Raw genomic sequence first — 26,010 nt, 5'->3', positions numbered from 1 at the left:
TTTGTCTGACCATAACCAGCCGAAGGGTCCGACCGCAATGCGCCTGATCACAGCCGACCAGTTTGTCACCCAGCCCTGGAAGAATGGCGGCGGCGTAACGCACGAGATCGCGCGCGAAGATCGGGATGGCCAGCTTCTCTGGCGGCTGTCGATCGCCGAGGTCGCCTCTGATGGTCCCTTCTCGGCGTTCCCCGGACTTACGCGCATTCTTACGGTGATCGCGGGTGCAGGCCTTCATCTTCATACGCCCGAAGGCTGTCTGGAGGCCTTGCCGTACACCCCCGTGCGATTTTCCGGCGACACAGCCATCGACAGCCGCCTGATCGACGGCCCGGTCCGCGATTTCAACCTGATCTGGGATGCGGCCCGCCTTTCGGCCACGGTGCAGCCGCTTGACAGCGCCTTGCCCGACTGTCCGCCCGCCCCCGGCCGGCGCTATGCGCTTCTTGCGCTGACCACGCTCGCGCGTCCGGCCATTCCTGCGGGCGCCGTCGCGTTCTTCGATCAGGCCCCCAGCCAACCGGCCGCCGGATTCCAGGGCCTGCTCGTTACAATCGAACCAGCTGCCTGATCTGCGTTCTGTCCCCAAAATACTCCGGGGGGAGTCGCCGAAAGGCGACGGGGGCAGCGCCCCCTAGCTCGCCAGCAACCCTGCCACGGCCTGCCGGTAGGCGTCCACAACCCGCTCCCGCGCCAGATGGCGACCCGCCTGCACCTGATGGCGTCCCGCCGACCAGAGGTCTGTCACCACCCCATCCGGGGCTGCGAAGGCCAGTCCGTCCAGCAACTGGTTCCCTGAAAGTCCGTATAATGCCGGATGACCCTGATCCACTGCCAGCAGATCGGCCCAAAGCCCCGTTGCGATCGCGCCCGCATCGCGGCCAAGCGCCTGCGCGCCACCTACCGCCGCACTACGGTAGAGAAAGGCCCCCACCGACCCTTCACCCGGCACCAGAACGTTGCGCTCCAAGTCCCTCAGCCGTTGCGAATATTCCAGCGTCCGCAATTCCTCGACCATCGAGATTCGGACGTTCGAATCCGACCCGACCCCGAAGGTGCCCCCTGCCGCAATCCAGCCCGGGCCGTTGAACGGCCCGTCGCCCAGATTGGCTTCGGTGATCGGGCAAAGCCCCGCGACCGCCCCCGACCGGGCCAGCCCCTCGGTTTCGGCCGCCGTCATGTGGGTCGCATGGATCGGGCACCAGCGCCCATCAACCGGCGCATTGGCCAAGAGCCATTCGACCGGCCGCGCGCCGAGCCAGGCAGAGATATCTTCCACCTCCTTCGGCTGTTCGGCCACATGGATGTGGACTGGCCCGGCCCCTGCCAGCGGCAGCGCCGCTGTCAGATCCTCGGGGCAGGTTGCGCGCAGGGAATGGGGTGCGATCCCAACAACGGTGTCGGACGCCATCCCCTTCGCATGGCCCAGCGCCGCATCAAGCAGCCGGGCGAACCCTTCGACATCATTGCCAAACCGCAGTTGCCCCCCGGCAAGCGGCATCCTGCCCGCCCCGCCATAGGTGTAGAGCACCGGCAGATGGGTCAGTCCGATCCCGGTCTCAGCTGCCGCCGCCATGATGCGCGCCGACAGTTCCGCCCGGTCGGCATAGGCCGCCCCGCCTGGCTGATGGTGGACATAGTGGAACTCGCCCACGCTGGCGAAGCCCGCCTCCTGCATCTCGACATAGACCATCGCGGCGATCGCCTGCATCTGCTCGGGCGTCAGCCGGTCGAGGAACCGGTACATGATCTCGCGCCAGGTCCAGAAGCTTTCGCGGCCCTTGGCCCGCACCTCGGTGCGCCCCGCCATCGCGCGCTGGAAGGCGTGGGAATGCAGGTTGGCAAGCGCGGGCAAAAGCACGTCCACGCGCGTGTCATCCGGCCCAGCAACGCCGTCTGCCTGAACCGATGCGATCCGCCCGCCATCGCAGGTCACACGGACATTGTCCGCCCATCCCGAGGGCAGCAGGGCACGGCGGGCAAAGATCATGGCGGACTCCATTATGTCTAGACATATTCCGTATAACCGACTAGAACCCGCTCAGGCAACCGGAATCGCAACCCATGACCTCTGCCCCCGTTCTTTATGTCAATTGCCGCGCCGCGACGCTTGCCGACGAGGCGGCCTATGGCCTGATCGAAGATGCGGCGATCCTTGTGGAACAGGGCCTGATCCGCTGGGTCGGCCCGCGCACCGAAGCGCCGAAGGCTGCGGAGCGCGACCTCGGCGGCCGGCTCGTCACACCGGCCCTCATCGACTGCCACACGCATATCGTCCACGGCGGCCACCGTGCCGCCGAATTCGAGCTGCGGCTGAAGGGCGCGAGTTACGAGGAAGTGGCCCGCGCCGGTGGCGGCATCATCTCCACCGTCTCGGCCACCCGCGCCGCTTCGGTCGAGGATCTGGTCGCAACGGCACTTCCACGCCTCGATGCGCTGATCGCCGAAGGCGTATCGACCGTCGAGGTCAAGTCGGGCTACGGGCTCGATATCGACACCGAACTTCGCATGCTCCGCGCCGCCCGGGCGCTGGCCGCGCTGCGCCCCGTCACGATCCGCACCACGTTCCTCGGCGCCCATGCGGTGCCGCCTGAATACAAGGGCCGCCCGGACGCCTATATCGACGAGATCTGCCTGCCCGCCCTGCGCGCCGCGTACGAGGATGGTCTTGCCGATGCGGTCGACGGTTTTTGCGAGGGCATCGCCTTTTCCACGGCCCAGATCGCCCGCGTTTTCGACGAGGCCAAACGGCTTGGCCTGCCGGTGAAACTTCACGCCGAACAGCTGTCGAACCTGGGTGGGGCGGCGCTTGCGGCATCCTACAATGCCCTTTCCGCCGACCATCTGGAATATCTGGACGAGCCGGGCGTTCAGGCCATGGCCGCCGCAGGCACTGTGGCCGTGATCCTGCCGGGCGCCTTCTATGCGATCCGCGAGACGCAGGCCCCGCCCATTGTGCTGCTGCGCCAGCACGGGGTGCCGATGGCGGTTGCGACCGACATGAATCCGGGCTCTTCGCCGATGACCTCGTTACTGCTGGCGATGAACATGGCCTGCACGCTTTTCCGCCTGACGCCCGAGGAGGCATTGCGCGGCGCGACCCAGCATGCTGCTCGCGCGCTTGGCCTGACCGATCGCGGCACGCTCGCCCCCGGCTTGCGTGCCGACCTTGCCATCTGGAACGCCGATCATCCTGCAGAGCTTGCCTACCGGATGGGTTTCAACCCGCTTCACCAACGCATTCTCGGAGCCTCGAAGTGACCCTGACCCTCACCCCCGGCGCCGTCACGCTGAACGACCTCGCCCGCATTTGGTTCGACGGCGAAGCCGTCCGGCTAGACCGCACCGCGAAACCCGCGGTCGAGCGCGCTGCGGACGCCATTCGCAAGGCCGCCGAGGGCGACGTGCCGGTCTATGGCGTCAACACCGGCTTCGGTAAATTGGCTTCGGTCCGCGTGGCGCCGAAGGATACGGCGACGCTGCAAAAGAACCTCATCCTATCGCATTGCTGCGGCGTGGGCGAGCCGGTCAGCCGCCGGCATGCGCGGCTGATGATGGCGCTGAAACTGCTTTCCCTCGGCCGTGGTGCCTCGGGCGTGCGGTGGGAGCTGATCGAGCTGCTGGAACAGATGCTGGAAAAGGGCGTCACGCCGGTGATCCCGGCCCAAGGTTCGGTCGGCGCATCGGGCGACCTCGCGCCCCTTGCCCATATGACCGCCGTCCTCATCGGTCATGGCGAGGCCGAGTACCAGGGCCAGACGCTGCCCGGCGCCGACGCGCTGGCCAAGGCCGGTCTGAAACCCATTCCGCTTGGTCCCAAGGAAGGGCTTGCCTTCATCAACGGCACACAGTTTTCCACCGCTTTCGCGCTTGCCGGCCTCTTCGACGCCTGGCGCGCGGCGCAAGGGGCACTTGTCACCTCAGCCATGTCCACGGACGCGATCATGGGTTCGACCGCGCCCTTGCAACCCGAAATCCATTCGCTGAGGGGCCACGCCGGCCAGATCGAAGCCGCCGCCTTCCTGCGTGCCTGCCTCGACGGCTCGGTCATCCGCGAAAGCCACCGAGAGGGTGATACGCGTGTGCAGGACCCCTATTGCATCCGCTGCCAGCCGCAGGTGACCGGCGCCGCGATGGATGTGTTGCGCATGGCGGCCCGGACCCTTGAGGTCGAGGCCAACGCCGCCACCGACAATCCGCTGGTGCTGACCGAGGCCGGGATGATCGTTTCGGGCGGCAATTTCCACGCCGAACCCGTGGGTTTCGCCGCTGACATGATTGCCCTTGCGATCAGCGAAATCGGTGCCATCGCCCAGCGGCGCGTGGCGCTGATGGTTGATCCGGTCCTGTCGTTCGACCTGCCCGCCTTCCTGACCCCGAACCCCGGTCTCAACTCCGGCTACATGATCGCCGAGGTCACGACGGCAGCGCTCATGAGCGAGAACAAGCATCTGGCCAACCCGACCGTCACCGACTCGACGCCGACCTCCGCCAATCAGGAAGACCATGTCTCGATGGCGGCCCACGGCGCCCGGCGCCTGGGGCGCATGGTCGAGAACCTCGACCGTATCCTCGGCGTCGAACTGCTGTGTGCCGCGCAGGGCGTCGAATTCCGCGCGCCGCTTCCGACTTCGGAGCCGTTGCAGAAGGTTCTGAGACGCCTGCGGACCGACGTGGCAACCCTTGGCGAAGATCGCTATCTCGCCCCCGATCTCGAACAGGCCGCGCGCCTGATCGCCAGCGGCGACATTGCCCGCGCGACAGGCCTCGCCCTGCCGGAGCTGTCGGCATGACCCCTTTTTCCGTCACCGAGGGCGACAGCCCGATCATCCTCGGCATGCCGCACGGCGGCACCTGGCTGCCCGACGATCTGACCGCGCGCCTGAATGACAACGGCCGCAAGCTCGCCGACACAGATTGGCACATCGACCGGCTCTACGCAGACCTCCTGCCCGGCGTCACCGTGGTCGCCGCCACCTTCCACCGCTATGTGATCGACGCGAACCGCGACCCGTCGGGGGTTTCGCTCTACCCCGGCCAGAATACCACCGAACTTAGCCCGACGACCGACTTCGACGGCTTGCCGATCTGGGCCGAGGGTCAAGCGCCGTCAGAAGCGGAAATCCTCGACCGGCGCGAGGCGTTCCACACCCCCTATCACCTTGCGCTTCAGTACCAGATCGACCGCATCAAGGCCCTGCACGGCACCGCGATCCTCTGGGACTGCCATTCGATCCGCTCGGTCATTCCCTTCCTCTTCGAAGGCCAGCTTCCCCATTTCAACATCGGCACCAACGACGGCACCACCTGTGCGCCGCTGATCGAAACCGCCACCCGCGCCGCCTGTCTCGGCGCCCGGGACTTTGAAACCGTGCTGAACGGCCGCTTCAAGGGTGGCTGGACGACGCGCCATTACGGCCTTCCCGAAGTGAAAGTGCACGCGATCCAGATGGAGATCGCCCAGCGCGCCTATCTGTCCGCCGAGGCCGCGCCTTGGTCCTTTGACCATGCAACTGCCGAAGCCCCTCGCCGGGTTCTTACCCAGGCCCTGACAACCCTCGACCGCCTCGCCCGCTCGGGCGCCCTTTCCTGAAGGAGCCTCCAATGCTCGACCTCGACCGCAAGAATACCCGTGACATCTTCCCCCCGACCGGCCCCGACCGCACCGCGAAAAGCTGGCAGACCGAGGCAGCGATGCGGATGCTGATGAACAACCTGCACCCGGACGTGGCCGAGAACCCGCATGAACTGGTCGTTTACGGCGGCATCGGCCGTGCGGCACGCAGCTGGGGCGACTTTGACCGCATCGTGGCGACACTGAAGGACCTGGAATCCGATGAGACCCTCGTCGTCCAGTCCGGCCGGCCGGTCGCAGTGGTGAAGACCCATTCCGACGCCCCCCGTGTGCTGATCGCCAATTCGAACCTGGTGCCGCATTGGGCGAACTGGGACCATTTCAACGAATTGGATAAGAAAGGCCTGATGATGTACGGCCAGATGACCGCCGGGTCATGGATCTACATCGGCACGCAAGGCATTGTGCAGGGCACGTACGAGACCTTCGCCGAGGCGGGCCGCCAGCACTACAGCGGCAACCTGAAAGGCAAGTGGATCCTGACCGGCGGCTTGGGCGGCATGGGTGGCGCACAGCCGCTGGCCGCCGTGATGGCCGGCGCCTGCTGCCTTGCCGTCGAGTGCGACGAAACCCGCGCCGACTTCCGCATCCGCACCCGCTATTGCGACGCAAAGGCCCATACGCTGGACGAGGCGCTCGCGCTCATCGACCAATGGACCAAGGCGGGCGAGGCGAAATCTGTCGCCCTGATCGGCAACGCGGCCGACGTCTTCCCCGAGCTTGTCCGCCGCATGAAGGCGGGCGGGCCGCGTCCCGATATCGTCACCGACCAGACATCGGCCCACGACCCTGTCCATGGCTACCTGCCCCTGGGCTGGACCGTCGCCGAATGGCGCGCGAAGCAGGAGAGCGACCCCAAGGGCGTCGAGAAGGCCGCGCGTGCCTCGATGAAGGTCCATGTCGCTGCAATGGTCGATTTCTGGAATGCGGGTGTGCCCACGCTCGATTACGGCAACAACATCCGTCAGGTCGCGAAGGACGAGGGCCTCGAAAATGCCTTCGCCTTCCCGGGCTTCGTTCCCGCCTATATCCGGCCCCTCTTCTGCAAGGGGATCGGCCCCTTCCGCTGGTGCGCTTTGTCGGGCGACCCCGAGGATATCTACAAGACCGACGCGGCGATGAAGAAACTCTTCCCCGATAACCAGCACCTCCACCGCTGGCTCGACATGGCGCGCGAGCGCATCGCCTTCCAGGGCTTGCCCGCCCGGATCTGCTGGATCGGTTTGGGCGACCGCCACCGAGCAGGACTGATGTTCAACGAGATGGTGGCCAAGGGAGAACTCAAAGCCCCTGTCGTCATCGGCCGCGACCATCTGGATTCAGGCTCGGTTGCCTCACCCAACCGCGAGACGGAAAGCATGAAGGACGGCTCCGACGCCGTGTCCGACTGGCCGCTCCTCAACGCCCTCGTGAACACCGCATCGGGTGCCACCTGGGTCTCGCTCCACCACGGCGGCGGGGTCGGCATGGGCTTCTCGCAGCATTCCGGCGTGGTCATTGTCGCCGACGGGACCCCGGAGGCAGCCAAGCGGCTCGAACGCGTGCTCTGGAACGATCCGGCCTCGGGCGTCTGGCGCCATGCGGATGCGGGCTATGATATCGCGGTCAGACATGCGCGCGACATGGGGCTGCGGCTGCCGACAATCCTCGGGAACTGAAGGGGCGCCTCCTCGTCGCATTTCATGCGCTCGTCGGTCGTTTGAAGGGGCGCCTCCTCGTCGCATTTCATGCGCTCGTCGGCGGGGCACGACGAGACGCGAAGCGCCCGAGGAGGCCCAGACCTACTTGTCGAAATCGGCCGACGAATGACGCTCGGGCAGCCGCATCTCGGCATCGCCCCAGTCGCGGTTCACCATCCGGCCGCGTTTCACCGCGGGGCGGGCGTCGATCGCCTCGGCCCAGCGCATCACATGTTTGTAGGACGCGGTGTCGAGGAAGACATTGGCGTCGCCATAGGCGCGGCCAAGCGCCAGATTGCCGTACCAGGGCCAGATCGCCATGTCGGCGATGGAATAATCCTCGCCCGCGATGAAGGGCCGCTCGGCCAGCTGGCGGTCCAGAACGTCATACTGGCGCTTCACTTCCATGGCATAGCGGTTGATCGGATATTCATACTTTTCAGGCGCATAGACGTAGAAATGCCCAAACCCGCCCCCAAGGAACGGCGCGCTGCCCATCTGCCAGAAGAGCCAGTTCATAACCTCGGTCCGCGACGGGCCGTCCTTCGGCAGGAAGGCACCGAACTTTTCTGCGAGATAGACGAGGATCGAGCCGCTTTCGAAGATGCGGACCGGTTTCTCGCCCGACCGGTCGAGAAGGGCCGGGATCTTCGAATTGGGGTTCACCTCGACGAAGCCCGAGCCAAACTGGTCGCCCTTGCCGATGTCGATGAGCCAGGCGTCGTACTCAGCGCCCTTGTGCCCGGCCTCCAGAAGCTCTTCGAGCATCACAGTCACCTTCACGCCATTGGGCGTGGCGAGCGAATAGAGCTGCAGCGTGTGATTGCCGACCGGCAGGTCACGGTCATGCGTCGGACCGGCGACGGGGCGGTTGGTCGAGGCGAACGTGCCGCCGGAGGGCTGGTCCCATGTCCAGACTTTGGGGGGCTGATAGGTCATGTTGGGGTCCTTGGCTCTTGGAGTGACCTTCAAGCTATGCCGTTCGGCCCTCTCTGCAACAGGCAGGGCCACACAGGCTGATGTGCAGCCCTGCTCAGACGTCCTGACGGCTGAGCCAGTCCATCACGGCGGGGCGCAGATTGTCGGCCCCGCTGGCCCGCGCGCTCTCCATCAACGCCTTCAGTTCGCCAAGATCGACGCGGCGGATCAGATGCTTCACAGGCCCGATAGAGGCAGGCCGCATCGACAGCATGCGGAAACCGATCGCCGCCAGACAAAGCGCCTCGACCGGGCGGCCGGCGTCCTCGCCGCAGAACGAAAGCGGCGTGCCCGCACGGTCGCAGCGCGCAACGATCTTTTCTAGGAAGGTCACGAAACTGGTGTTCAGCATATCATAGCGTTTGCGGACACGTTCATTCTCGCGGTCGGCGGCGAAGAAGAACTGCTTGAGATCGTTGCCGCCGATCGAGATGAAATCGGCCATCTCGAAGAAGGCGTCGGGCGCGAAGGCGAGCGACGGGGTTTCGAGCATCGCCCCCACCTCGAGGATCGAGGGCAGTTTGTGGCCAAGGCTGCGCTCGCTCTCGATCTCGTCGAGAAGCTTCTGCCGCGCCTCGGTGAATTCGGACATTTCGGCGACGAAGGGGAACATCACGGTCAGGGGCCGCCCCGCCGCCGCGCGGATCAGCGCCTGCAACTGCATGCGCATCACGCCGGGCTTGTCTAGCCCGACGCGGATCGCGCGCCAGCCCATCGCCGGGTTCGGTTCCTCGACCCGTTTCATATAGGGCAGGACCTTGTCGGACCCGATGTCGAGCGTGCGGAAGACCACGCGCTTGCCGTGGGCGGCCTCCATCACCCGGGCATAGAGCGCCGCAAGCTCGCCGCGCTTCGGCACATGGCTCCGGATCAGGAACTGCAGTTCGGTGCGGAAAAGCCCGACACCCTCGGCCCCCGATCCGGCGAGCGAGGGCAGATCGGCCATCAGGCCCGCGTTCATGTGAAGTGCTACGGTCGTGCCGGCCTTGTCGGTCGCAGGCTGGTCGCGGAGGCTCGCATAGCGGCTTTGCGCCGCCGCCTGCATGGCGATCTTCTCGCGGAAATGCCGGGCGACGGTTTCGTCGGGCCGCAGATGCACCATGCCCTGATCGCCATCGACAAGGATATGATCGCCGTTCAGCGCCTCGGTCGTGATCTTTTCGGCATGGATGACCAACGGGATCGCCAGCGCGCGGGCGACGACCGCCGCGTGACTGCCGACGGACCCTTCCTCCAGCACCACGCCCTTCAGCTTGCGGCCATAGTCCAGCAGTTCCGCCGGGCCGATGTTTCGCGCGACCAGGATCGGATTGTCGGGCATCTCGGCGCCGGTGTCCTGCCCCTGCCCGGTCAGGATGCGCAGAAGCCGGTTCGAGAGATCGTCGAGATCATGCAGCCGGTCGCGCAAGTAAGGGTCGGGCACGGTTTCGAGCCGCGCGCGCGCCTGGGACTGTTCCTTCTCGACCGCTGCCTCGGCTGAGAGGCCGCGCGCGATATCCTCCTCCATCCGCCGCATCCAGCCGCGGGAATTGGCAAACATCCGGTAGGCTTCCAGGATCTGCGCCTGCTCGGCATCGCCATTGTCGGAGGTGGTGATCATCGCATCGACCGAGAGGCGCAGATCGGCCACGGCCTTGTTCAGCCGCTCCATTTCCTTGACCGGATCGTCACCCACCGGGTTGATGATTACCACGCGCGGCTCGTGCAGCCAGACGCGACCCTCGGCGGCGCCTTCCTGCCCGGTGCCGCCCCGGAACATCACCGCATGCTTGTGCGGCGCCGCCAGCGCGTCTCCCTCACCGATGAAGGCGCCCAGTTCGCTCATTTCAGCGACCACCATGGCCACGACTTCAAGCGCGTAGATCTCGTCGTCGGAGAAGCTGCGCGCCTCTTTCGACTGCACGACCAGCACGCCGAGCTTCTCGCCCAGCCGCTGGATCGGCACGCCGAGGAAGGAGGAATAGATCTCCTCCCCTGTCTCGGGCATGTAGCGGAAGCCCTTTTCTGCGGGCGCATTCGCGGTATTCACCGGCGACGAGGACTTGGCCACGCGCCCGACCAGACCCTCGCCGAGCTTCATCCGGGTCTTGTGGACGGATTCGCGTTTCAGACCTTCGGTCGCGCAGAGTTCCAGCGTCTCATCGTCGCGGAAGAGATAGACCGAGCAGACCTCGGTCCCCATCGAGGAGGCGATCAGCCGCACGATCCGGTCCAGCCGTTCCTGACCGGCGCCGGGCTCTGCCAGCGTGTCGCGCAAGCGCCGGAGCAGCCTGCGACTGTCGCTTTCGGTGCGTTCGGTCATGATCTGTCCCGTGTGCCTCGCCCCTCTATAGGCGATGCGCTTTGCAAAAGGGAGTGGGAAGGCAGCCAATCTCGGGCGGTTTTTTGCGCGTTGCGCGCGGCGTTTGCGGCTTCTCGATCCGAATGCCCTCGCAGGGTCAGTCTGGAAATCGCGCCGCTTGCCCTTCCCGCGCGCCTGCCGGATTGCTACAGCTAGCCGGTCAGCGATGGAGGACCCGATGCGCCGCAAGCTAGCTGCCGGAAACTGGAAGATGAACGGCACCCGTGCGAGCCTTGAGGAGATCGGCCGCATTGCCGCCGACCACAGCACGGCGGCCTGCGAAATCCTGATCTGCCCGCCCGCAACGCTGATCGTCCCGGCGGTCGCGGCGGCGGGCGCGGGATCGGTCCGGATCGGCGGTCAGGATTGCCATGCGAAAGCGTCCGGCGCCCATACCGGCGACATCGCGGCGGGCCAGTTGGCGGATGCGGGCGCGAGCCATGTGATCCTCGGCCATTCCGAACGCCGCGCCGATCATGGCGAGAGTGATGCCGATGTGGCGGCCAAGACGCTCGCCGCCTGGGCGGCGGGGCTCGTCGCCGTGGTGTGCGTGGGCGAGACCGAAGCTGAACGCGACCGGGGCGAGACGCTTGTGGTGATCGGCCGCCAGCTGGCCGGGTCGGTGCCAGAGGGGGCGACCGCGACCAATCTCGTCCTCGCCTATGAACCGGTCTGGGCCATCGGCACCGGCCGGACGCCGACGCTTGACCAGATCGCCGAGGTCCATGATTTCCTCAGGGCGGAACTGACGGCACGTCTCGGCGATGCGGCAACCGGCATCCGGCTCCTCTACGGCGGGTCGGTCAAACCGTCGAACGCCGCCGAAATCTTCGCCGTCTCCAATGTCGACGGCGCGCTCGTCGGCGGGGCGAGCCTGAAGGCCGCCGATTTCGGCCAGATCATCGCAGCCCTTTCGGCGGCCTGACCCATGACACTGGTGCGGCTCAGCCCGGATCATCGGCAGGGTGTGCTCGGCGCCAACCTTCTGTGCATGGCCTCGATGTTCATCTGGGCGGCGGGGCTGCCGGCGGCCGACGTACTTATCCCGCTTCTGCCGCCACTTGCACTGGCCGCCGCGCGGATGGCGCTTGCGGCGGCCGTGCTGCTGCCGATCTGGCTGATCCTTGATCCGCGCGAGGCGCTGCAAGCCAACTGGCCGATGGGGATCGCGGTCGGCGGGCTTCTGGGCGTGGGCGCGGCCCTGCTCGTCGTCGGTCAGGGCATGACGAGCGCGGTGACGGTCGCCATCATCTCCACCACCATGCCCATCGTCGCCGCACTGATCGAGGCGGTGCTGGACCGCCGCCGACCCTCGGGCGCGCTTCTTGCAGGGATCGCGCTCAGCCTTGCGGGCGGCTACGTGGCGCTCGATCCGGCGGCGGGCGGGCCCGACTTCGGCCTCGGCGCGCTGATCATGCTCGCCTCGGTCATCACCTATGCGCTGGCTTCGCGGCTGACGGTCAGCGCCTTTCCCGTGCTGTCTCCATTGGGCCGCACCACGATCACCCTGACGACCGCCGCGCTTGTCACCGCACTCGCCGCTCTCCTTTTCGGGGCGGAGCGCGCGGATTGGACGCGGCTTGATGCCCATGCCTGGGGCGCGCTCGCGCTCTTCGCGGTCGGAGGGCTCGCGCTCAGCCAGCTTTTATGGATCCGCGCGCTCGGGCGGCTCGGGCTGGCGCAATCCTCGCTCCACCTCAATGCCACACCCTTCTATGTGATGCTCATCCTCTTCGCGCTTGGCGGCGGCTGGGCCTGGCGCGAGGCGGCGGGCGCGGCCCTCGTCGGCGCGGGGGTGCTTGTCGCGCAGAATATCCTGACCTTCCGGAAGACCTGACATGCAGACCCTTGCCCAATCCCCGACCGATCCCGGTTTCGTGCAGGACCCCTACCCGTTCTACGAACGCGCCCGCGCTACCGGGCCTCTGTTCGTCTGGGAGGACTACGGGATGATCTGCACCACCTCGGCCGCCGTCACCGGCGCGATCTTCCGCGACAGGCGCTTCGGGCGCGAAGTGCCGCCCGAGAAGCAACGCCCGATCCCCGAGCATCTGAAACCCTTCTACGCGGTCGAAGCCCATTCGATGCTGGAACTGGAGCCGCCGCGCCACACGCGGCTTCGTGGCCTTGTGCTCCGCGCCTTTACCTCGCGCCGGATCGCCGCGCTCGCGCCCGAGATCGCGGAGGTCACTCACGGGCTGATAGACCGGTTCCCGTCAGGCGAATTCGACCTACTGAAGGCTTTCGCCACCCACCTGCCCGTCATCATCATCTGCCGCCTTCTTGGCGTGCCGGAGGATCGGGGCGACGACCTGCTCGCCTGGTCGAACGCCATGGTCGGCATGTATCAGGCCCGCCGCACCCGCGAGACCGAAGAGGCGGCGGTGGCGGCGACCGAGGCCTTCGTCGCCTTCATGCGTTCTTACGTCGAGGAGCGGCGCCATGCCCCCGCCGACGATCTGATCACCAGCCTCATCGCCGCCGAGATGGAAGGCGAGAGACTGTCGACCGAAGAGTTGATCACCACATGCATCCTGCTTCTCAATGCAGGCCACGAAGCAACGGTCCATACGCTAGGAAACGGCGTCAAGGCCTTGCTGGAGAACGGTTTCGGGACAGAGGTGCTTGGCCCTGAGACAGTCGAGGGAACGGTCGAGGAGATCCTCCGCCACGACCCGCCGCTCCATATGTTCACCCGGCACGCCTATGAGGATGTCGAGATCGGCGGTCATCTCTTCCACCGCGGCGACGAGGTGGGCCTTCTCCTCGGCGCGGCCAACCGCGACCCCAATGTCTGGGACGACCCTCAGCGCTTCGACCCGTCCCGCCCGGTGAAGCCCAACCACGCTTTCGGCGCGGGTCTCCACTTCTGCGTCGGCGCCCCGCTTGCGCGCATGGAAATGCAGATCGCGCTTCCGCTCCTCTTCGAGCGCTGCCCGACCCTCCGCCTCACCGAGGCGCCGCGTTACGCCAATCTCTATCACTTCCACGGGCTCGAACGCCTGACCGTCCGCCGCTGACCTCTTTCGTTTGCAAATATCCCGGGAGGGTCCGGGAGGGCAGAGCCCTCCCGGCGGATCGGCCCCGCAGGGGCCGAAAGACCCGTTCACAAAGGCAATAACGTGGTCGACTTGATCTCTTCCATCGAAAGAAGCGCCGTGACGTTGTAGATCTTCACCTCGGAAATCAGCGCCTGATAGAATGTGTCATAGGCGCGGGCGTTCTTCACGCGGACCTTCAGGATATAGTCGATATCGCCGGCGAGGCGATGGGCCTCCAGAACTTCGGGCCGTTCCTTCAGGGTCTTCAGGAACTTCTTCTGCCATTCCGCCTCATGCTCCGATGTGCGGATCAGCACGAAGAAACAGGCCTCGAGCCCCAAAGCCTCGGGATCGAGGATCGCCGTCTGGCGGCCGATCACGCCCGCCTCCTTCATCTTGCGGATTCGGTTCCACACGGGTGTCTTCGACGAGCCGACCTTGCGAGCGATCTCGTCCAGTGACTGGCTCGCATCCTCCTGAAGTTCAGCAAGGATTTTCCGGTCGACCTCATCCAGACGGACTGACATTCGCTTTTCCTGCGCTTTCCGAAACACGGGTTCTTTCGGGGCGTTGATACGAAACGAACGTCCTTATCTGCAAGGGGTATCTGGCGGAAATGTGGGAAAATTTCCTATATTGGGCACAGAAATATCACAGTGGATTCCGCCATGGCCCGCGCCTTCACACCGAAAGTCGTCACAGCGAACGCCCTTCTCGAAGGCGATGTCATCTATCTGACCGCCGATGGCCGCTGGACCCGCGATCACCACGAGGCAGAGCTGATCGAGGACGAGGCGCATGCGCAGCTTCGCCTCCTCAAGGCCGAAGCGCAACGCCTGACCGTCGTCGGCGCCTATCTGGCGGATGCCAAGCCCGGCCCAAACGGGCCCGAGCCCGTGCATTTCCGCGAAATCTTCCGTACCCGCGGCCCGTCGAACTATGCGCACGGCAAGCAGGAGACCTCTCATGTATAACTATTCCGACTTCGATGAGAGCTTCGTCCGCACCCGTGCCGCGCAGTTCCGCGGTCAGGTGGAACGCCGCATCTCCGGCGCGCTGACCGAAGATGAATTCCGCCCGCTCCGTCTGATGAACGGGCTCTATCTGCAACTGCACGCCTATATGCTGCGCGTGGCTATTCCCTATGGCACGCTGTCGTCCGCGCAGATGCGCCAGCTCGCGCTGATCGCCGACCGCTGGGACAAGGGCTACGGCCATTTCACCACGCGGCAGAACATCCAGTACAACTGGCCGAAGCTGCCCGATGTACCCGACATGATCGACGCGCTGGCCGACGTGCAGATGCATGCGATCCAGACCTCCGGCAACACGATCCGCAATGTCACCGCCGACCATTTCGCCGGTGCGGCGGCGGACGAGATCGAAGACCCGCGCCCGATTGCCGAACTGATCCGCCAATGGTCGACCGACCATCCGGAATTCCAGTTCCTGCCGCGCAAGTTCAAGATCGGCGTCACCGGCAGCCCCAATGACCGCGCGGTGGTGAAGGCCCATGACATCGGGCTCCGCGCCGTGCGCGGCGGGTCGGGGCAGATCGGATATGAGGTGATCGTGGGCGGCGGCCTTGGCCGGACGCCGATGATCGGCCAGGTGATCCGCCCCTTCGTGAAAAAGGAAGACCTGCTGCCCTATCTCGAAGCCATCGTCTCGGTCTACAATCTCTGGGGCCGCCGCGACAACAAATACAAGGCGCGCATCAAGATCACCGTGTTCGAAAACGGCATGGAAGCCTTCCGCGATGCCGTCGAGGAACGGTTCCGCGCTATCCGGCCCGAATTCACCGGCATCGACCAGGTGCTTCTGAAGGAGATCGAGGCCGCCTTCGCACCCCCGGCCTTCCGCAATGCGCCGGAAGACGGCTTCGAGGCCGCCCGCGCCAAGGACCCGGTCTTCCGGTCCTGGACCGACACCAGCCTCGCCGCCCACCGGGCGCCGGGCTATGCGATCGTCACCGTCTCGCTGAAGGCCCATGGCGCCACCCCGGGCGATGCCTCATCGGCGCAGATGCGGCTTCTGGCCGACCTTGCCGAGAAGTACGGCCATGGCGAACTGCGCATCAGCCATGAACAGAACGTCGTGCTGCCGCATGTCCACAAGTCTGACCTGCCCGCCCTTCATGCGGCATTGAAGACCGAAGGGCTGGCCACCGCGAACATCGGCCTTGTCTCTGACATCATCGCCTGCCCCGGCATGGATTATTGCGCGCTCGCCACCGCCCGCTCGATCCCGGTCGCGCAGGAGATCGCCACCCATTTCAAGGCCATCGGCCTTGAGGAAGAAATCGGCCAGCTGAAGATCAAGATCTCCGGCTGCATCAATGCCTGCGGGCATCATCACGTCGGCCATATCGGCATCCTTGGCCTCGATCGGGCGGGGGTGGAAAACTACCAGATCACGCTTGGCGGCGATGCGACCGAAAAGGCCGAGATCGGCGACAAGGTCGGCCCCGGCTTTGCCTATGATCAGGTTGTCCCCGCGATCGAACGGCTTTTGCGCGCCTATCTCGATATCCGCGCCGACCGCGCCGAGACTTTCATCGAGACCTTCCGGCGCCTCGGGCCGGAGCCGTTCAAGGCCGCGCTCTATCCGGCCGAGGCGGAACGCGATGCCGCTTGATCTCAGCGATCTCGACGCGCGGGTTGCCTCGCTCAACGACCGCTATCGTCATCATTCGGCGACGGCGGTCTTGGAGCGTGCGCTGCATGACCCCGAGGTCGGGCAACTGGCGCTCGTCTCCTCCTTCGGGGCGGAATCGGTCGTGCTTCTGCATCTCGTCTCGGTGATCGCGCCGCAGACGCCGGTCCTTTTCATCGATACGCAGATGCTGTTCCCCGAAACCCTCGCCTATCAGCGGGAACTGGCAGACAAGCTGAACCTGACCGACATCCGCACCATCCGCGCCGACCGGCGGGACACGGATTTCGAAGATCCCGACGGCACGCTTCACCAGTTCTCGACTGATGCCTGCTGCCATATCCGCAAGGTAGTGCCGCTGGAACGCGCGCTCAGGGGCTTCGATGGCTGGATCACGGGGCGCAAGCGTTTTCAGGCCTCGACCCGCGCCGCGCTTGATTTCTTCGAAAACGAGGAAGGCAAGCGGCTGAAGGTCAATCCGCTTGCCCATTGGGGACGCGAGGATCTGCAGGATTATATCGTCAACAACCGCCTGCCCCGCCATCCGCTGGTCGCCAAAGGCTATCCGTCCATCGGCTGCGCCCCCTGCACCTCGCCGGTGGCCGAGGGCGAGGATCCGCGCGCGGGCCGCTGGCGCGGCCAGGGCAAGGTCGAATGCGGAATTCATATCGTCGACGGCAAGGTCGTGCGCGGGCCGCTGCCTGCTGCCGAGGCCGAGGCTGCTGCGCTGAAGGAGAATGTTGCATGAGTGTTATCGTGCGCGACGACGGCTTTCACGCCGAGGATTACGCGGGCGACCGCAGTGTCGAGATCGCCTCGGACACCCTGCCCGAGGCGCTGCCGGACCTGACGGGCGCCGATCTTGTCCGCGTGGCTTTTCCGGCCTTCTCGGACGGGCGCGGCTTCACGCTTGCCCGCCATATCCGCGCGGCGGGCTATTCCGGGAGGCTGCGTGCAGCAGGCCATGTGATTGCCGACCAATATGCGATGGCGCGGCGGTCGGGCTTCGACGAGGTCGAGATAAGTAACGATCTGGCCAGCCGCCAGCCTGCCGACCAGTGGCTCTACCGGGCCGACTGGCGCGCGCATGACTATCGCGCCCGCCTGCGCGCCTGAGCCGCCTTTCACCTGACCGCATTTCCGTGTACAAGCGGGGCGACGGCCCCGCGTTCGTTTCTGCACAAACAAATATCCGAGGCTCCCCCGTGAACGATCTCGCCGCAACCAGCACGTCCTCCCCCGCCGCGAAACACTTGCCCGACGCCCAGACCGTGACGTCGGTCAAGCATTGGACGGACCGGCTGTTTTCCTTCCGGGTGACGCGGCCCCAGTCGCTGCGCTTCCGCTCGGGCGAGTTCGTGATGATCGGGCTTCTGGGCGAGAACGGCAAACCGCTTCTCCGCGCCTATTCGATCGCTTCTCCCTCCTGGGACGAGGAGCTGGAATTCTATTCGATCAAGGTGCCGGACGGGCCCCTGACATCGAAGCTCCAGCACATCCAGCCGGGCGACGAGATCATCCTCAGGCCGAAACCGGTGGGGACGCTCGTCCATGATGCGCTGCTGCCGGGCAAGAGGCTGTGGTTCCTGGCCACCGGCACCGGCATCGCCCCCTTCGCGAGCCTCATGCGCGAGCCGGAGACCTATGAGAAATATGAAGAAATTTACATGCTTCATACCTGCCGGACGCTCGCGGAGCTGGAGTATGGACGGGAGCTGGTCGAAAGCCTGAAGGACGATCCGCTGATCGGCGAGATGATCGGCGACAAGCTGCGCTATTACCCCACGACCACGCGGGAAGAGAGCCCGCTGATGGGCCGGATCACCGACAATCTGGAAAGCGGCAGGATTTTCGACCATTACGGCATCGCGCCGATGAACCCGGCGACCGACCGCGCGATGGTCTGTGGGTCGCTGGCCTTCAACGTCGATGTGAAAGAAGTGCTCGAAGCCTTCGGACTGCGCGAAGGCGCAAATTCCGACCCGAAGGAATATGTGGTCGAGAAGGCTTTCGTCGGCGACGGGATCTGACCGCGACGCCGGGCCGGGCAAAATTTTTTCAGGAAAAAATTTGCCAAAATCCTTTGAAAGGATTTTGGCGCCAGAGGTCCGAAAAGAGAAAACCGCGCCGGTCACCCGGCGCGGTTTTGCATGTCTGACGGCGATTACTGACCGAGCGCGGCCTTGACCTGATCGACCGCGGCCTGCACCAGCGCCGGATTGGCACGGGCGGCTTCGACGGCGGCTTTCAGCGTTGCCTTGGTCGCATCGTCAAGCGACGAGCCATCGATCGAGGCGATCAGCGCATCGGCGTCGAAGGGCGCGGCCTCGGCGGCAGCGGCAGCGGCCGCAGCAGCCTCTTCGGCGGCCTTGGCGGCGGCCTCTTCGGCAGCCTTCGCGGCGGCAGCAGCCTCTTCGGCGGCCTTGGCGGCGGCTTCTTCCTCGGCCTTCTTGGCGGCGGCGGCAGCCTCTTCAGCGGCTTTCGCGGCGGCTGCCGCTTCTTCCGCAGCGCGCTGCTGACCAGTGTAGTACCAGTAGCCGCCACCGGCGAGGATGGCGATGATCAGCGCGATGATGACGTTTCTGTTCATGATAATCCTTCCCAAAGTCGCGCGCTTTTCTGTCTGTCCCGCGCGCTGCGGGCCCGCTATGACAGAAAATCGCCTGTTTGGAAAGGGAATTGCCCCGAAGCGCACCCTCGGAATCCGGGTTGAAAGCGGCGGCGCGCGCGTCTATTTTCCGCGCACTTTACCGGCAACAAAAGAAGGAACGCCGCCATAGCCCGCAGACCGCACAACGCCCCGCCGCAACGAGATACCGGCCCCCGCGTGAACGACCGTATCCGCGCCCCGGAAATCCGCCTCATCGGCGCGGATGGCGAGAATGTCGGGGTCGTGACCCCGTTCAAGGCGATGCAACTGGCCGAGGAGGCCGGGCTCGATCTTGTCGAGATTTCGCCCAATGCCGAGCCGCCGGTCTGCAAGATCATGGATTTCGGCAAGTACAAATACGAGACGCAGAAGCGCGAGGCCGAAGCGCGCAAGAAGCAGAAGATCATCGAGATCAAGGAAATCAAGTTCCGCCCCGGCACTGATACGCATGACTATGACGTCAAGATGCGCTCGGTGCAGAAGTTCCTCGGCGAAGGCGACAAGGTGAAGATCACGCTCCGCTTCCGCGGCCGCGAAATGGCGCACCAGGAACTGGGGCTTGAGCTTCTGAACCGCGTGGCGGCCGATGTGGCCGAGACCGGAAAGATCGAGCAGATGCCGAAGCTCGAAGGCCGCCAGATGGTGATGATGATCGCGCCGAAGTAAGACCTTTCGGCAGACGGACGCAAAGGGCCCCCTATCGGGGCCCTTTCTGTTTTCGCGCGCCAGCCACAGGGGCGCAAATCCCTTTCCAAATTGCGGGAAACATGGAACTCTGCGGCTGATCCTATCTCAGGTCCAGCCGTGCGCCCCGCTCTGTCCGACACGCTTCCCAGCTATAGTCTCGCGACCTTCCGGGCCGATCTTTTCGCCGGTCTCACGGTGGCGATGGTGGCGCTGCCGCTCAGCCTCGCGATTGCCATTGCCTCGGGGGCGACGCCTGCGGACGGGCTGATCACGGCGATCATCGCGGGCTTCCTCATATCGGCGCTCGGCGGCAGCCGGGTGCAGATCGGCGGGCCGACCGGCGCGTTCATCGTCGTGGTCTTTTCGGTCATAGCCGAACATGGCTATGGCGGGCTGGTGACGGCCACTTTCATGGCGGGCCTGATCCTTCTTTGCGCCGGTTATCTCAGGGCCGGAAACCTGATCCAATATATCCCCGAGCCGGTGGTCAACGGTTTCACTATTGGTATCGCGCTGATCATCGCCACCAGCCAGATCGCCGATTTCCTCGGGCTGAGCCTCGGCCATATGCCCGCCGACTTCCTGGAAAAGCTGCCGGTGCTCTGGGCGGCGCGCGGCGCGGTCAATCCCTGGGCGCTCGGCATCGGCCTTTCCACCCTCGGGCTGATCATCCTCCTCAGGCGCCTCTTCCCGCGCTGGCCTGGCCTGATCGTTGCGGTCGGCCTTACCTCGGCCCTTGTCTGGGCCTTCGCCCTGCCGGTCGAGACGCTGGAAGGCCGCTTCGGCGCCCTGCCGGACCGGCTGCCGATGCCGGGGCTGCCAGACCTGTCGCCCGGACGTCTGGTCGCGCTTTTCCCGTCGGCCCTGATCATCGCCTTCCTGGCGGGCGTGGAATCGCTTCTCTCCGCGATGGTCGCCGACCGGATGCTTCAAAGCCGCCATCGCCCGAACGCGGAACTCCTGGCGCAGGGCTGGGCGAACCTTGCCTCGTCTCTGGTGGCAGGGTTGCCCGCGACCGGCGCGATCGCACGGACGGCCACGAATGTCCGTGCGGGCGCCCAGACGCCGGTGGCCGGGATGATTCATGCAATTGTGCTGCTCGCCTGCCTTCTGGTCGCCGGGCCGCTCGTCGGTCACATGGCCCTGCCCGCGCTTGCCGCCCTTCTGATGCTGACCGCCTGGAACATGAGCGAGCCGCATCACTGGCCGCACTATCTGCGGCTCAGGACATCCGACAAGGTCTTGCTGGTCATGACCATGCTCCTCACCCTTCTCGTTGACCTCACGGTCGCGATCGGCGTCGGCGTGGCGCTTGGGCTTGCCATTCGCCTCAGACGGCGCAATGTGCCCCCCGCCGACTGGGAAGCGCCGGACCGCTGACCCCGGGGCCGAGACCGCCGGAGGGACGATGCTTTCCTATCAACATGCCTATCACGCCGGGAACATGGCCGATGTGCAGAAGCACGCGCTGCTTGCCGTGATGCTCGACTATCTGGGCAAGAAGGACAAACCTTTCAGCTATATCGAGACCCATGCCGGACGCGGCCTTTACGATCTGGGCAGCGCCGAGGCCGCGAAGACCGGCGAGGCGGCGGTGGGGATCGACTTGGCCGAGGCGAAGGGCTGGTTTCCGAAGGATCACCCCTATGCGCGCGTGCTGACGGCCGTGCGACGCGACCACGGGCCGCGCGCCTATCCCGGCTCGCCGCTGGTCGCCGCCCATCTCCTAAGGCCCGACGACCGGGCAACGGTCTGCGAACTGCACCCGCAGGAATATGAGGCGCTTCTGGCCGTGATGCTGCCCTGGCCGGTGGCTTGCCGGAAGGCCGACGGGATGGATATGGCGCTTGCCCTCACCCCGCCCGAGCCGCGCCGGGGGCTGATGCTGATCGACCCGTCCTGGGAGGTGAAGGCCGATTACGAGATGATCCCCAAACGCATCGCCGCGATCCACCGCAAATGGAACGTCGGCACCATCGCGCTCTGGTATCCGATCCTTACTGACGGGCGGCACAGGCCGATGACAGCGGCCCTCGCCGCCATGAACTTCCCAAAAGTCCTGCAGCACGAACTGCGCTTTCCCCCCGCCCGCGATGGGCACGGGATGGTGGGATCGGGCATGTTCATCGTCAACACACCTTTCGGGACAGAAGTCGAGGCAGCGCGGCTGGACCGGCTGGTTGGAAACCGTCGGTGATCCTTTCATTCATCTAAATGGTTGACTGAATGTGTTGCGAAGAGTAATTCCACCATATGGTTGAGCGAACAGACGATTCGCTGACGGAGATCCTGAAGGCGGCGTCCGACCCGACGCGGCGCGCGATCCTGACCTTTCTGGCGCAGGAAGGCGCGCTCAGGGTAACGGATATCGCCAGGCGCTTCGACATGAGCCTTAATGCCGTGTCCAAGCATATCAAGGTCCTGGAAGCCGCCGGTCTCGTTCACCGCCGCACCGTCTGGCGCGAGCATCTGATCGAGATCGACCTCGAACCGGTCCGGGAGATTGATCGCTGGTTCGCCCGGCTGCGCTCTGTCTGGTCGCTCACGCTCGATGCCCTGAACGAGGTTCTGACCGAGGAGGCACAAGATGAGCGACCTCAGACTGACCGTCAGCCGCACGATCGCGGCCCCGGCGAGAAAAGTGTATGACGCCTGGCTGAACGCCGAGACGCTCGCGCGGTTCATGCTGCCCGCCGAAGGCGTCACCGTCACCGACTGCACGACCGATCCAAGGGTGGGCGGGAGGTTTTCGATGATCATGCGGGTGGGCGAGCGCGATATTCCCCACGCGGGCACCTATCACGAGCTGACCCCGCACAGCCGCATCCGCTTCGGCTGGGAATCGCCCTTCTCCGCCGACGACAGCGAAGTGACGATCGACCTCGCGCCCGAGGCGACTGGAACGAAAGTGACGCTGACCCATGTGCGCTTCCCAAGCGACGAATCGCGCGACAATCACGAGGCGGGTTGGGGACGGATCCTCGACGTGCTCGGCAAGCTCGCAGCCTGAGGAGAGGACATGGAGACCGGCATCAACTGGCCTGCGGTTCTTCTGGGCACCGCCGCCGCCTTCGCACTTGGCATGGTCTGGTTCGGCCCGCTTTTCGGTCGGATCTGGGCGGCGGGCAGCCACAATATCTCGCCGCCCGCGCGCCCGCCCGTCGCCGCCATGCTGGCGCAGCTTGCGGGCACCTTCTTCCTTGCGTTTGTGGTGGGGCTGACGGCGGTCCGGAATGATCTCTGGACGGCCCTCGCCGCGATCCTCGCGGTAGGCGTCCTGCAGTTCGCGGGCAGACTCTTCAGCCAGAAAACCATGGGCGCCGCATTGGTCGACGGGACCTATCCGCTGGCAATGGGCGCGCTGATGATCGCGGCGCAAGGGATCTTGTGAGAAAGGCGCTGCGGGCACTTAGGCCCGCAGCGAAGGATTCAGACAGGCGGAAGGGAGGGAGCCTGTCCGGGACCGGGCGATCAACGGCTACCGCGAAGCGGTGAAGGGAGAGATCGCCCTGCCCCTTCAGTCTAGCCGATTCCCCGCGGCCACCTCTTGATCTATGTCAATCACGCCGGCGTATGCGCAATTGGAAGCAATTGTTACGGGCCGAACGGACATCGACATAGGCGACATCCGGATCGGCCAGCAGCACCTCGGCATAGGCGCTGACCTCGGCACGCGGCACGACCTTGCCGGTCCCGTAGAAGATCCTGTGGTTCGCGCGGTAGCCTTTGAGGAGATAGTCTTCCGACATGGTCAGCATCGGTGGCACGCCCTCCCCCTCCCAGGCCGGGCAATCGTCGGCACAAAGGAAAATCGGCCCGCATTCGGCATAAGGCTGCAGGTCAGGGAAGGGTCGGTGGGCGAGGATCAAGAATTCTCGGCCCGTCGGCACTTGGCTCAGGCAATGGCGGCAGGGCTCGCCCCGCCCTTCGGAGATGAAGCCGCGCTCGGCGGGCATGCCGTTGGCGTCAGGTCCACCGGCGCGGATCGCGCGGACTTGGGCGGTTGGGATCGGTTCGAAATGTAGGCTCATGGATGGCTCCTTTCACCGGACCACCCTGCCACCGGGACCGCACGCGGGCGACCCGAAGCTTGCGCATAAGAAGAGCGGCCCCCAAAGGGGCCGCCCGGCCGCGCCAAGAGGGATGATCAGCGCAGAAGCGAGGTGATCCGGCGGACGCTCGCACGGCGGTTGGCGCGTTCGTCGCCCTGGCTCTGGACCTTCAGGAAGGATTCGCCATAGCCCTGCACCACCATATTCTCCGGCGGGACGCCGAAATATTCCGTGAGCGCCAGCGCGACCGATTCCGCCCGGCGGTCGGACAGGGCGAGATTGTAGGCGGCACCGCCGACCGCATCGGTATGGCCCTCGATCAGGAACACTTCGGACGGGTCCTTGCGGATATAGGCCTGGATCAGCTTGCCCAAGCCCGCCAGCGCCTTGGCCTGATCGGGCCGGATCGCAGCGGAACCCGTTTCGAACGTGATCGTGTCAAGGTCGATGACCGGCACCAGCGAGCGCACTTCCCAGATGTTGCGGACCTGCGAGAGGCTGAAGCGGCGGCCCGCGTCGCTTTGGGTTGCCAGCGCCACGCGCAGGGCGTCTTCGTCGGCCGTCGTCACCTCGATGGGCGACGGGCGGCTCTTCGGCAGCGTGCTGACCACGACAGGCTCATAGGTCGCGAGATCGTCGATCAGTCGCGTCTCCGTGCCGTCTTCGGCGATATGGACGCGGCGCAGAACGCGCTGTTCGGCATCGCGGATCGTGACGATGCGCGTCCCGTCGGTCCGGGTCACGGTCGTACGGGTCGAGCCGTCACGGAAGGTTTCGGTGCGCACTTTCGCGCCCGGCTGGCGCAGAAGGGCGTCATCGTCCTTCAGCACCGAATACTGACCGTCACGGCTGACGATCACCCGGTCGCCCGAGTTCATCTCGACCTTGCGGTTGTTCGACAAGATCGCACCGACCACGAGCGCCCCGGCGCCAAGAAGCAGCAGCTTCTCGGTATCCGAGAGGCCCTTCTTGCGTTCCACCACCTGAGGCTGGGCGACATTTGCAGCCGCGGCAGCGCCGGCGACCTCATTCACCTTGTTGGCAAAATCCTCGGACGAGGAACGGGCGGTAGCCTCCGTTACCTCTTCTTCGGTGATCTGGGTGACGGACTCGGCCGGAACCTCGGCGGTGGCCGACGCGGCTGCTTCGCCGCCAGCGGCCTCGGTCAGGATCTGCGCCGCTTCGGCAACCGGGGCTTCACCGCTTTCCGCATCGGGTTGGACCGGCAACTCCGGCACGACCTCGGCAGAGGGAAGATTGCCCTCGGCCGCCAGTTCCTCGGCGATATCTGCGGTGGCCGAATTCACCACGGGCAGGTCTGCCGGCTCGGTCGGCGTCTCGGCGGCCTGCTCGGCCGTGCTGTCGGGTGCCGCCTCGGGTACGGGTTCGGCTGCCGCCTCTGGTGCGGGCTCGCCTTCCGCGCCGTTCAGCTCTTCGCTCAGCGCCTTCTCGAGATCGTCGGCGGTCGGCGCCTCTGCACCTTCGGGTGCGGCGGGCGCTTCGGCTTCGGGCGCGACAGGTTCCTCGGCCGATGGCACGTCCTGGGCTGGCGCGGCGGGCTGCTCGGCCGGCATCTCTGTCGCCGTCGGCGGCGCCTCTGCCGTAGGCTGTTCCTCCGCAGGTACGGGATCGACAACCGGCTCGGCCGGCGCGGGGTCTGTCGATGTGCCCTCGTCGATAGCGGGAGGCTCCTCGGTGGCGGGGCTCTCTGTCACCGCTTCCGGGGCCGGTTCGACGGTTTCGGGCGCAGGCTCTGCGGCCTCTGGGGCAGGTTCAACAGCCTCGGGCGCAGGTTCTGCGGCCTCGGGGGACGCTTCAGGTGCAGGCTCCGGAACCGGTTCGGCGGCGGGCTCGGGCGTGACATCGGGCGCCGCCTCGGGCGCCGGATCGACAGCCGCTTCCGGCATCGGTTCGCCGACGGGCGCCGGGATCGCCTCGACACCCTCGGCACAGGGCAATTCCGCGCCGTCGGCGCAGACCAGTGCGGCGATCTCCTGTACGCCTTCCGCACACGGAAGCGCGGCGCCGTCGGCGCAGATCATGGCGGCAATAGGCTCAACCCCGTCCGCACAAGGCAGCTGAGACCCGTCGGCACAGATCATCGCCGGGCTCATGTCCGGCGTACTTTCTTGCGCGAAGACGGCACCATTCGGCACCACGATCGAGAGGCTCGCAACCAGAGCCGTGGAGGACTTGAACATACGAAGCATGGATTTCCCCTTGGAACTGCATTCGACCCAACGTCGGAAGAGAACGCCCGTTAGGCAATAACGGTTCCGCTGAGGTCCCGTG

General features: G+C 65.6%; 26 protein-coding genes. 19 read left to right on the top strand and 7 right to left on the bottom strand.

Translation table 11 applies throughout. The annotated features are described in order from the left end of the window. Positions 1-37: 37 nt before the first annotated feature. Positions 38-571, top strand: a complete 534-nt coding sequence (locus OU426_RS11020; protein WP_267634036.1) for a HutD/Ves family protein — start codon at positions 38-40, stop codon at positions 569-571. Between the two features lie 63 nt (positions 572-634). Here OU426_RS11020 and OU426_RS11015 read toward each other — a convergent pair whose 3' ends face one another. Next, positions 635-1,990, bottom strand: a complete 1,356-nt coding sequence (locus tag OU426_RS11015) for a formimidoylglutamate deiminase (protein ID WP_267634035.1) — start codon at positions 1,988-1,990, stop codon at positions 635-637. 74 nt (positions 1,991-2,064) lie between these two features. On the opposite strand from OU426_RS11015, the gene hutI reads away from it, so the two are divergent. Genes hutI through hutU form a run of 4 tightly spaced genes read left to right on the top strand, consistent with a single transcriptional unit; the run spans position 2,065 to position 7,293 of the window. After that, a complete protein-coding gene (gene hutI, locus OU426_RS11010) occupies positions 2,065-3,261 on the top strand; it encodes an imidazolonepropionase (RefSeq protein ID WP_267634034.1) in 1,197 nt (398 codons plus the stop codon). Continuing rightward, positions 3,258-4,793 carry a histidine ammonia-lyase gene (gene hutH / locus OU426_RS11005; protein ID WP_267634033.1) on the top strand — a complete coding sequence of 512 codons (1,536 nt, stop codon included), beginning with the start codon at positions 3,258-3,260 and terminating at the stop codon, positions 4,791-4,793. Before hutI ends, hutH begins: the two co-directional genes overlap by 4 nt. Beyond that, a complete protein-coding gene (gene hutG / locus OU426_RS11000) occupies positions 4,790-5,593 on the top strand; it encodes an N-formylglutamate deformylase (protein ID WP_267634032.1) in 804 nt (267 codons plus the stop codon). The genes hutH and hutG overlap by 4 nt, the downstream gene beginning before the upstream one ends. An 11-nt stretch (positions 5,594-5,604) precedes the next feature. Next, the gene (gene hutU, locus OU426_RS10995; protein ID WP_267634031.1) at positions 5,605-7,293 is read left to right on the top strand and encodes a urocanate hydratase; all 1,689 of its coding nucleotides are present in this window, start codon (positions 5,605-5,607) and stop codon (positions 7,291-7,293) included. A 123-nt stretch (positions 7,294-7,416) separates the two neighbouring features. On the opposite strand, the gene yghU is transcribed toward hutU, so the two are convergent. Both yghU and ptsP read right to left on the bottom strand, forming a co-directional pair. Then, positions 7,417-8,253: a glutathione-dependent disulfide-bond oxidoreductase gene (yghU, locus tag OU426_RS10990; RefSeq protein ID WP_267634030.1), complete on the bottom strand. Its 837-nt coding sequence runs from the start codon at positions 8,251-8,253 to the stop codon at positions 7,417-7,419. A gap of 94 nt (positions 8,254-8,347) precedes the next feature. Further along, positions 8,348-10,594, bottom strand: a complete 2,247-nt coding sequence (gene ptsP, locus OU426_RS10985) for a phosphoenolpyruvate--protein phosphotransferase (protein ID WP_267634029.1) — start codon at positions 10,592-10,594, stop codon at positions 8,348-8,350. A 217-nt stretch (positions 10,595-10,811) separates the two neighbouring features. On the opposite strand from ptsP, the gene tpiA reads away from it, so the two are divergent. The 3 genes from tpiA to OU426_RS10970 are packed head-to-tail and all read left to right on the top strand — an operon-like array spanning position 10,812 to position 13,653. Continuing rightward, positions 10,812-11,558, top strand: a complete 747-nt coding sequence (gene tpiA / locus OU426_RS10980) for a triose-phosphate isomerase (protein ID WP_267634028.1) — start codon at positions 10,812-10,814, stop codon at positions 11,556-11,558. 3 nt (positions 11,559-11,561) lie between these two features. After that, on the top strand, positions 11,562-12,470 hold the full coding sequence (locus tag OU426_RS10975; protein ID WP_267634027.1) for an EamA family transporter: 909 nt from the start codon (positions 11,562-11,564) through the stop codon (positions 12,468-12,470). A gap of 1 nt (position 12,471) precedes the next feature. After that, on the top strand, positions 12,472-13,653 hold the full coding sequence (locus tag OU426_RS10970; RefSeq protein ID WP_267634026.1) for a cytochrome P450: 1,182 nt from the start codon (positions 12,472-12,474) through the stop codon (positions 13,651-13,653). Between the two features lie 86 nt (positions 13,654-13,739). On the opposite strand, the gene OU426_RS10965 is transcribed toward OU426_RS10970, so the two are convergent. Beyond that, the gene (locus tag OU426_RS10965; RefSeq protein WP_267634025.1) at positions 13,740-14,201 is read right to left on the bottom strand and encodes an Lrp/AsnC family transcriptional regulator; all 462 of its coding nucleotides are present in this window, start codon (positions 14,199-14,201) and stop codon (positions 13,740-13,742) included. 141 nt (positions 14,202-14,342) lie between these two features. Between OU426_RS10965 and OU426_RS10960 the strand changes: the two genes are divergently transcribed. From OU426_RS10960 to OU426_RS10940, 5 genes are all read left to right on the top strand, one after another. After that, entirely contained in the window at positions 14,343-14,648 is a 306-nt protein-coding gene (locus OU426_RS10960) for a DUF2849 domain-containing protein (RefSeq protein ID WP_267634024.1), read from the top strand. Then, positions 14,641-16,311, top strand: coding sequence for a nitrite/sulfite reductase (locus tag OU426_RS10955; protein ID WP_267634023.1), 1,671 nt, complete (start codon positions 14,641-14,643; stop codon positions 16,309-16,311). The genes OU426_RS10960 and OU426_RS10955 overlap by 8 nt, the downstream gene beginning before the upstream one ends. Further along, positions 16,301-17,077 (top strand): phosphoadenylyl-sulfate reductase, encoded by a 777-nt coding sequence (locus tag OU426_RS10950; RefSeq protein WP_267634022.1) that lies wholly within the window; start codon positions 16,301-16,303, stop codon positions 17,075-17,077. The genes OU426_RS10955 and OU426_RS10950 overlap by 11 nt, the downstream gene beginning before the upstream one ends. Continuing rightward, positions 17,074-17,445, top strand: a complete 372-nt coding sequence (locus OU426_RS10945) for a DUF934 domain-containing protein (RefSeq protein ID WP_267634021.1) — start codon at positions 17,074-17,076, stop codon at positions 17,443-17,445. The genes OU426_RS10950 and OU426_RS10945 overlap by 4 nt, the downstream gene beginning before the upstream one ends. 89 nt (positions 17,446-17,534) lie before the next feature. Continuing rightward, positions 17,535-18,359, top strand: a complete 825-nt coding sequence (locus tag OU426_RS10940) for a ferredoxin--NADP reductase (RefSeq protein ID WP_324289811.1) — start codon at positions 17,535-17,537, stop codon at positions 18,357-18,359. Positions 18,360-18,493: 134 nt separating this feature from the next. Here OU426_RS10940 and OU426_RS10935 read toward each other — a convergent pair whose 3' ends face one another. Then, positions 18,494-18,919, bottom strand: a complete 426-nt coding sequence (locus OU426_RS10935) for a hypothetical protein (protein WP_267634020.1) — start codon at positions 18,917-18,919, stop codon at positions 18,494-18,496. A gap of 237 nt (positions 18,920-19,156) precedes the next feature. Between OU426_RS10935 and infC the strand changes: the two genes are divergently transcribed. The 6 genes from infC to OU426_RS10905 all read left to right on the top strand — a co-directional run bounded on the left by infC (position 19,157) and on the right by OU426_RS10905 (position 23,057). Further along, on the top strand, positions 19,157-19,645 hold the full coding sequence (gene infC / locus OU426_RS10930) for a translation initiation factor IF-3 (RefSeq protein WP_267634019.1): 489 nt from the start codon (positions 19,157-19,159) through the stop codon (positions 19,643-19,645). Positions 19,646-19,783: 138 nt separating this feature from the next. Further along, on the top strand, positions 19,784-21,046 hold the full coding sequence (locus OU426_RS10925; protein WP_267634018.1) for a SulP family inorganic anion transporter: 1,263 nt from the start codon (positions 19,784-19,786) through the stop codon (positions 21,044-21,046). Positions 21,047-21,074: 28 nt separating this feature from the next. Beyond that, positions 21,075-21,863 carry a 23S rRNA (adenine(2030)-N(6))-methyltransferase RlmJ gene (locus OU426_RS10920; protein ID WP_267634017.1) on the top strand — a complete coding sequence of 263 codons (789 nt, stop codon included), beginning with the start codon at positions 21,075-21,077 and terminating at the stop codon, positions 21,861-21,863. Positions 21,864-21,919: 56 nt separating this feature from the next. Then, a complete protein-coding gene (locus OU426_RS10915) occupies positions 21,920-22,315 on the top strand; it encodes an ArsR/SmtB family transcription factor (RefSeq protein WP_267634016.1) in 396 nt (131 codons plus the stop codon). After that, on the top strand, positions 22,254-22,676 hold the full coding sequence (locus OU426_RS10910; RefSeq protein ID WP_267634015.1) for an SRPBCC family protein: 423 nt from the start codon (positions 22,254-22,256) through the stop codon (positions 22,674-22,676). Before OU426_RS10915 ends, OU426_RS10910 begins: the two co-directional genes overlap by 62 nt. A gap of 9 nt (positions 22,677-22,685) precedes the next feature. Beyond that, on the top strand, positions 22,686-23,057 hold the full coding sequence (locus tag OU426_RS10905) for a DUF1761 domain-containing protein (RefSeq protein WP_267634014.1): 372 nt from the start codon (positions 22,686-22,688) through the stop codon (positions 23,055-23,057). Between the two features lie 166 nt (positions 23,058-23,223). On the opposite strand, the gene OU426_RS10900 is transcribed toward OU426_RS10905, so the two are convergent. Next, entirely contained in the window at positions 23,224-23,697 is a 474-nt protein-coding gene (locus tag OU426_RS10900; protein ID WP_267634013.1) for a DUF1203 domain-containing protein, read from the bottom strand. Between the two features lie 116 nt (positions 23,698-23,813). Further along, positions 23,814-25,928, bottom strand: coding sequence for an OmpA family protein (locus OU426_RS10895; RefSeq protein ID WP_267634012.1), 2,115 nt, complete (start codon positions 25,926-25,928; stop codon positions 23,814-23,816). Between the last annotated feature and the right edge of the window lie 82 nt (positions 25,929-26,010).

It is taken from the genome of Frigidibacter sp. RF13 (assembly GCF_026626305.1).
GTDB lineage: Bacteria > Pseudomonadota > Alphaproteobacteria > Rhodobacterales > Rhodobacteraceae > TMP-24.
The sequence above is the reverse complement of the archived record's forward strand: the minus strand, read 5'-3'. Positions and strand labels throughout refer to the sequence as shown.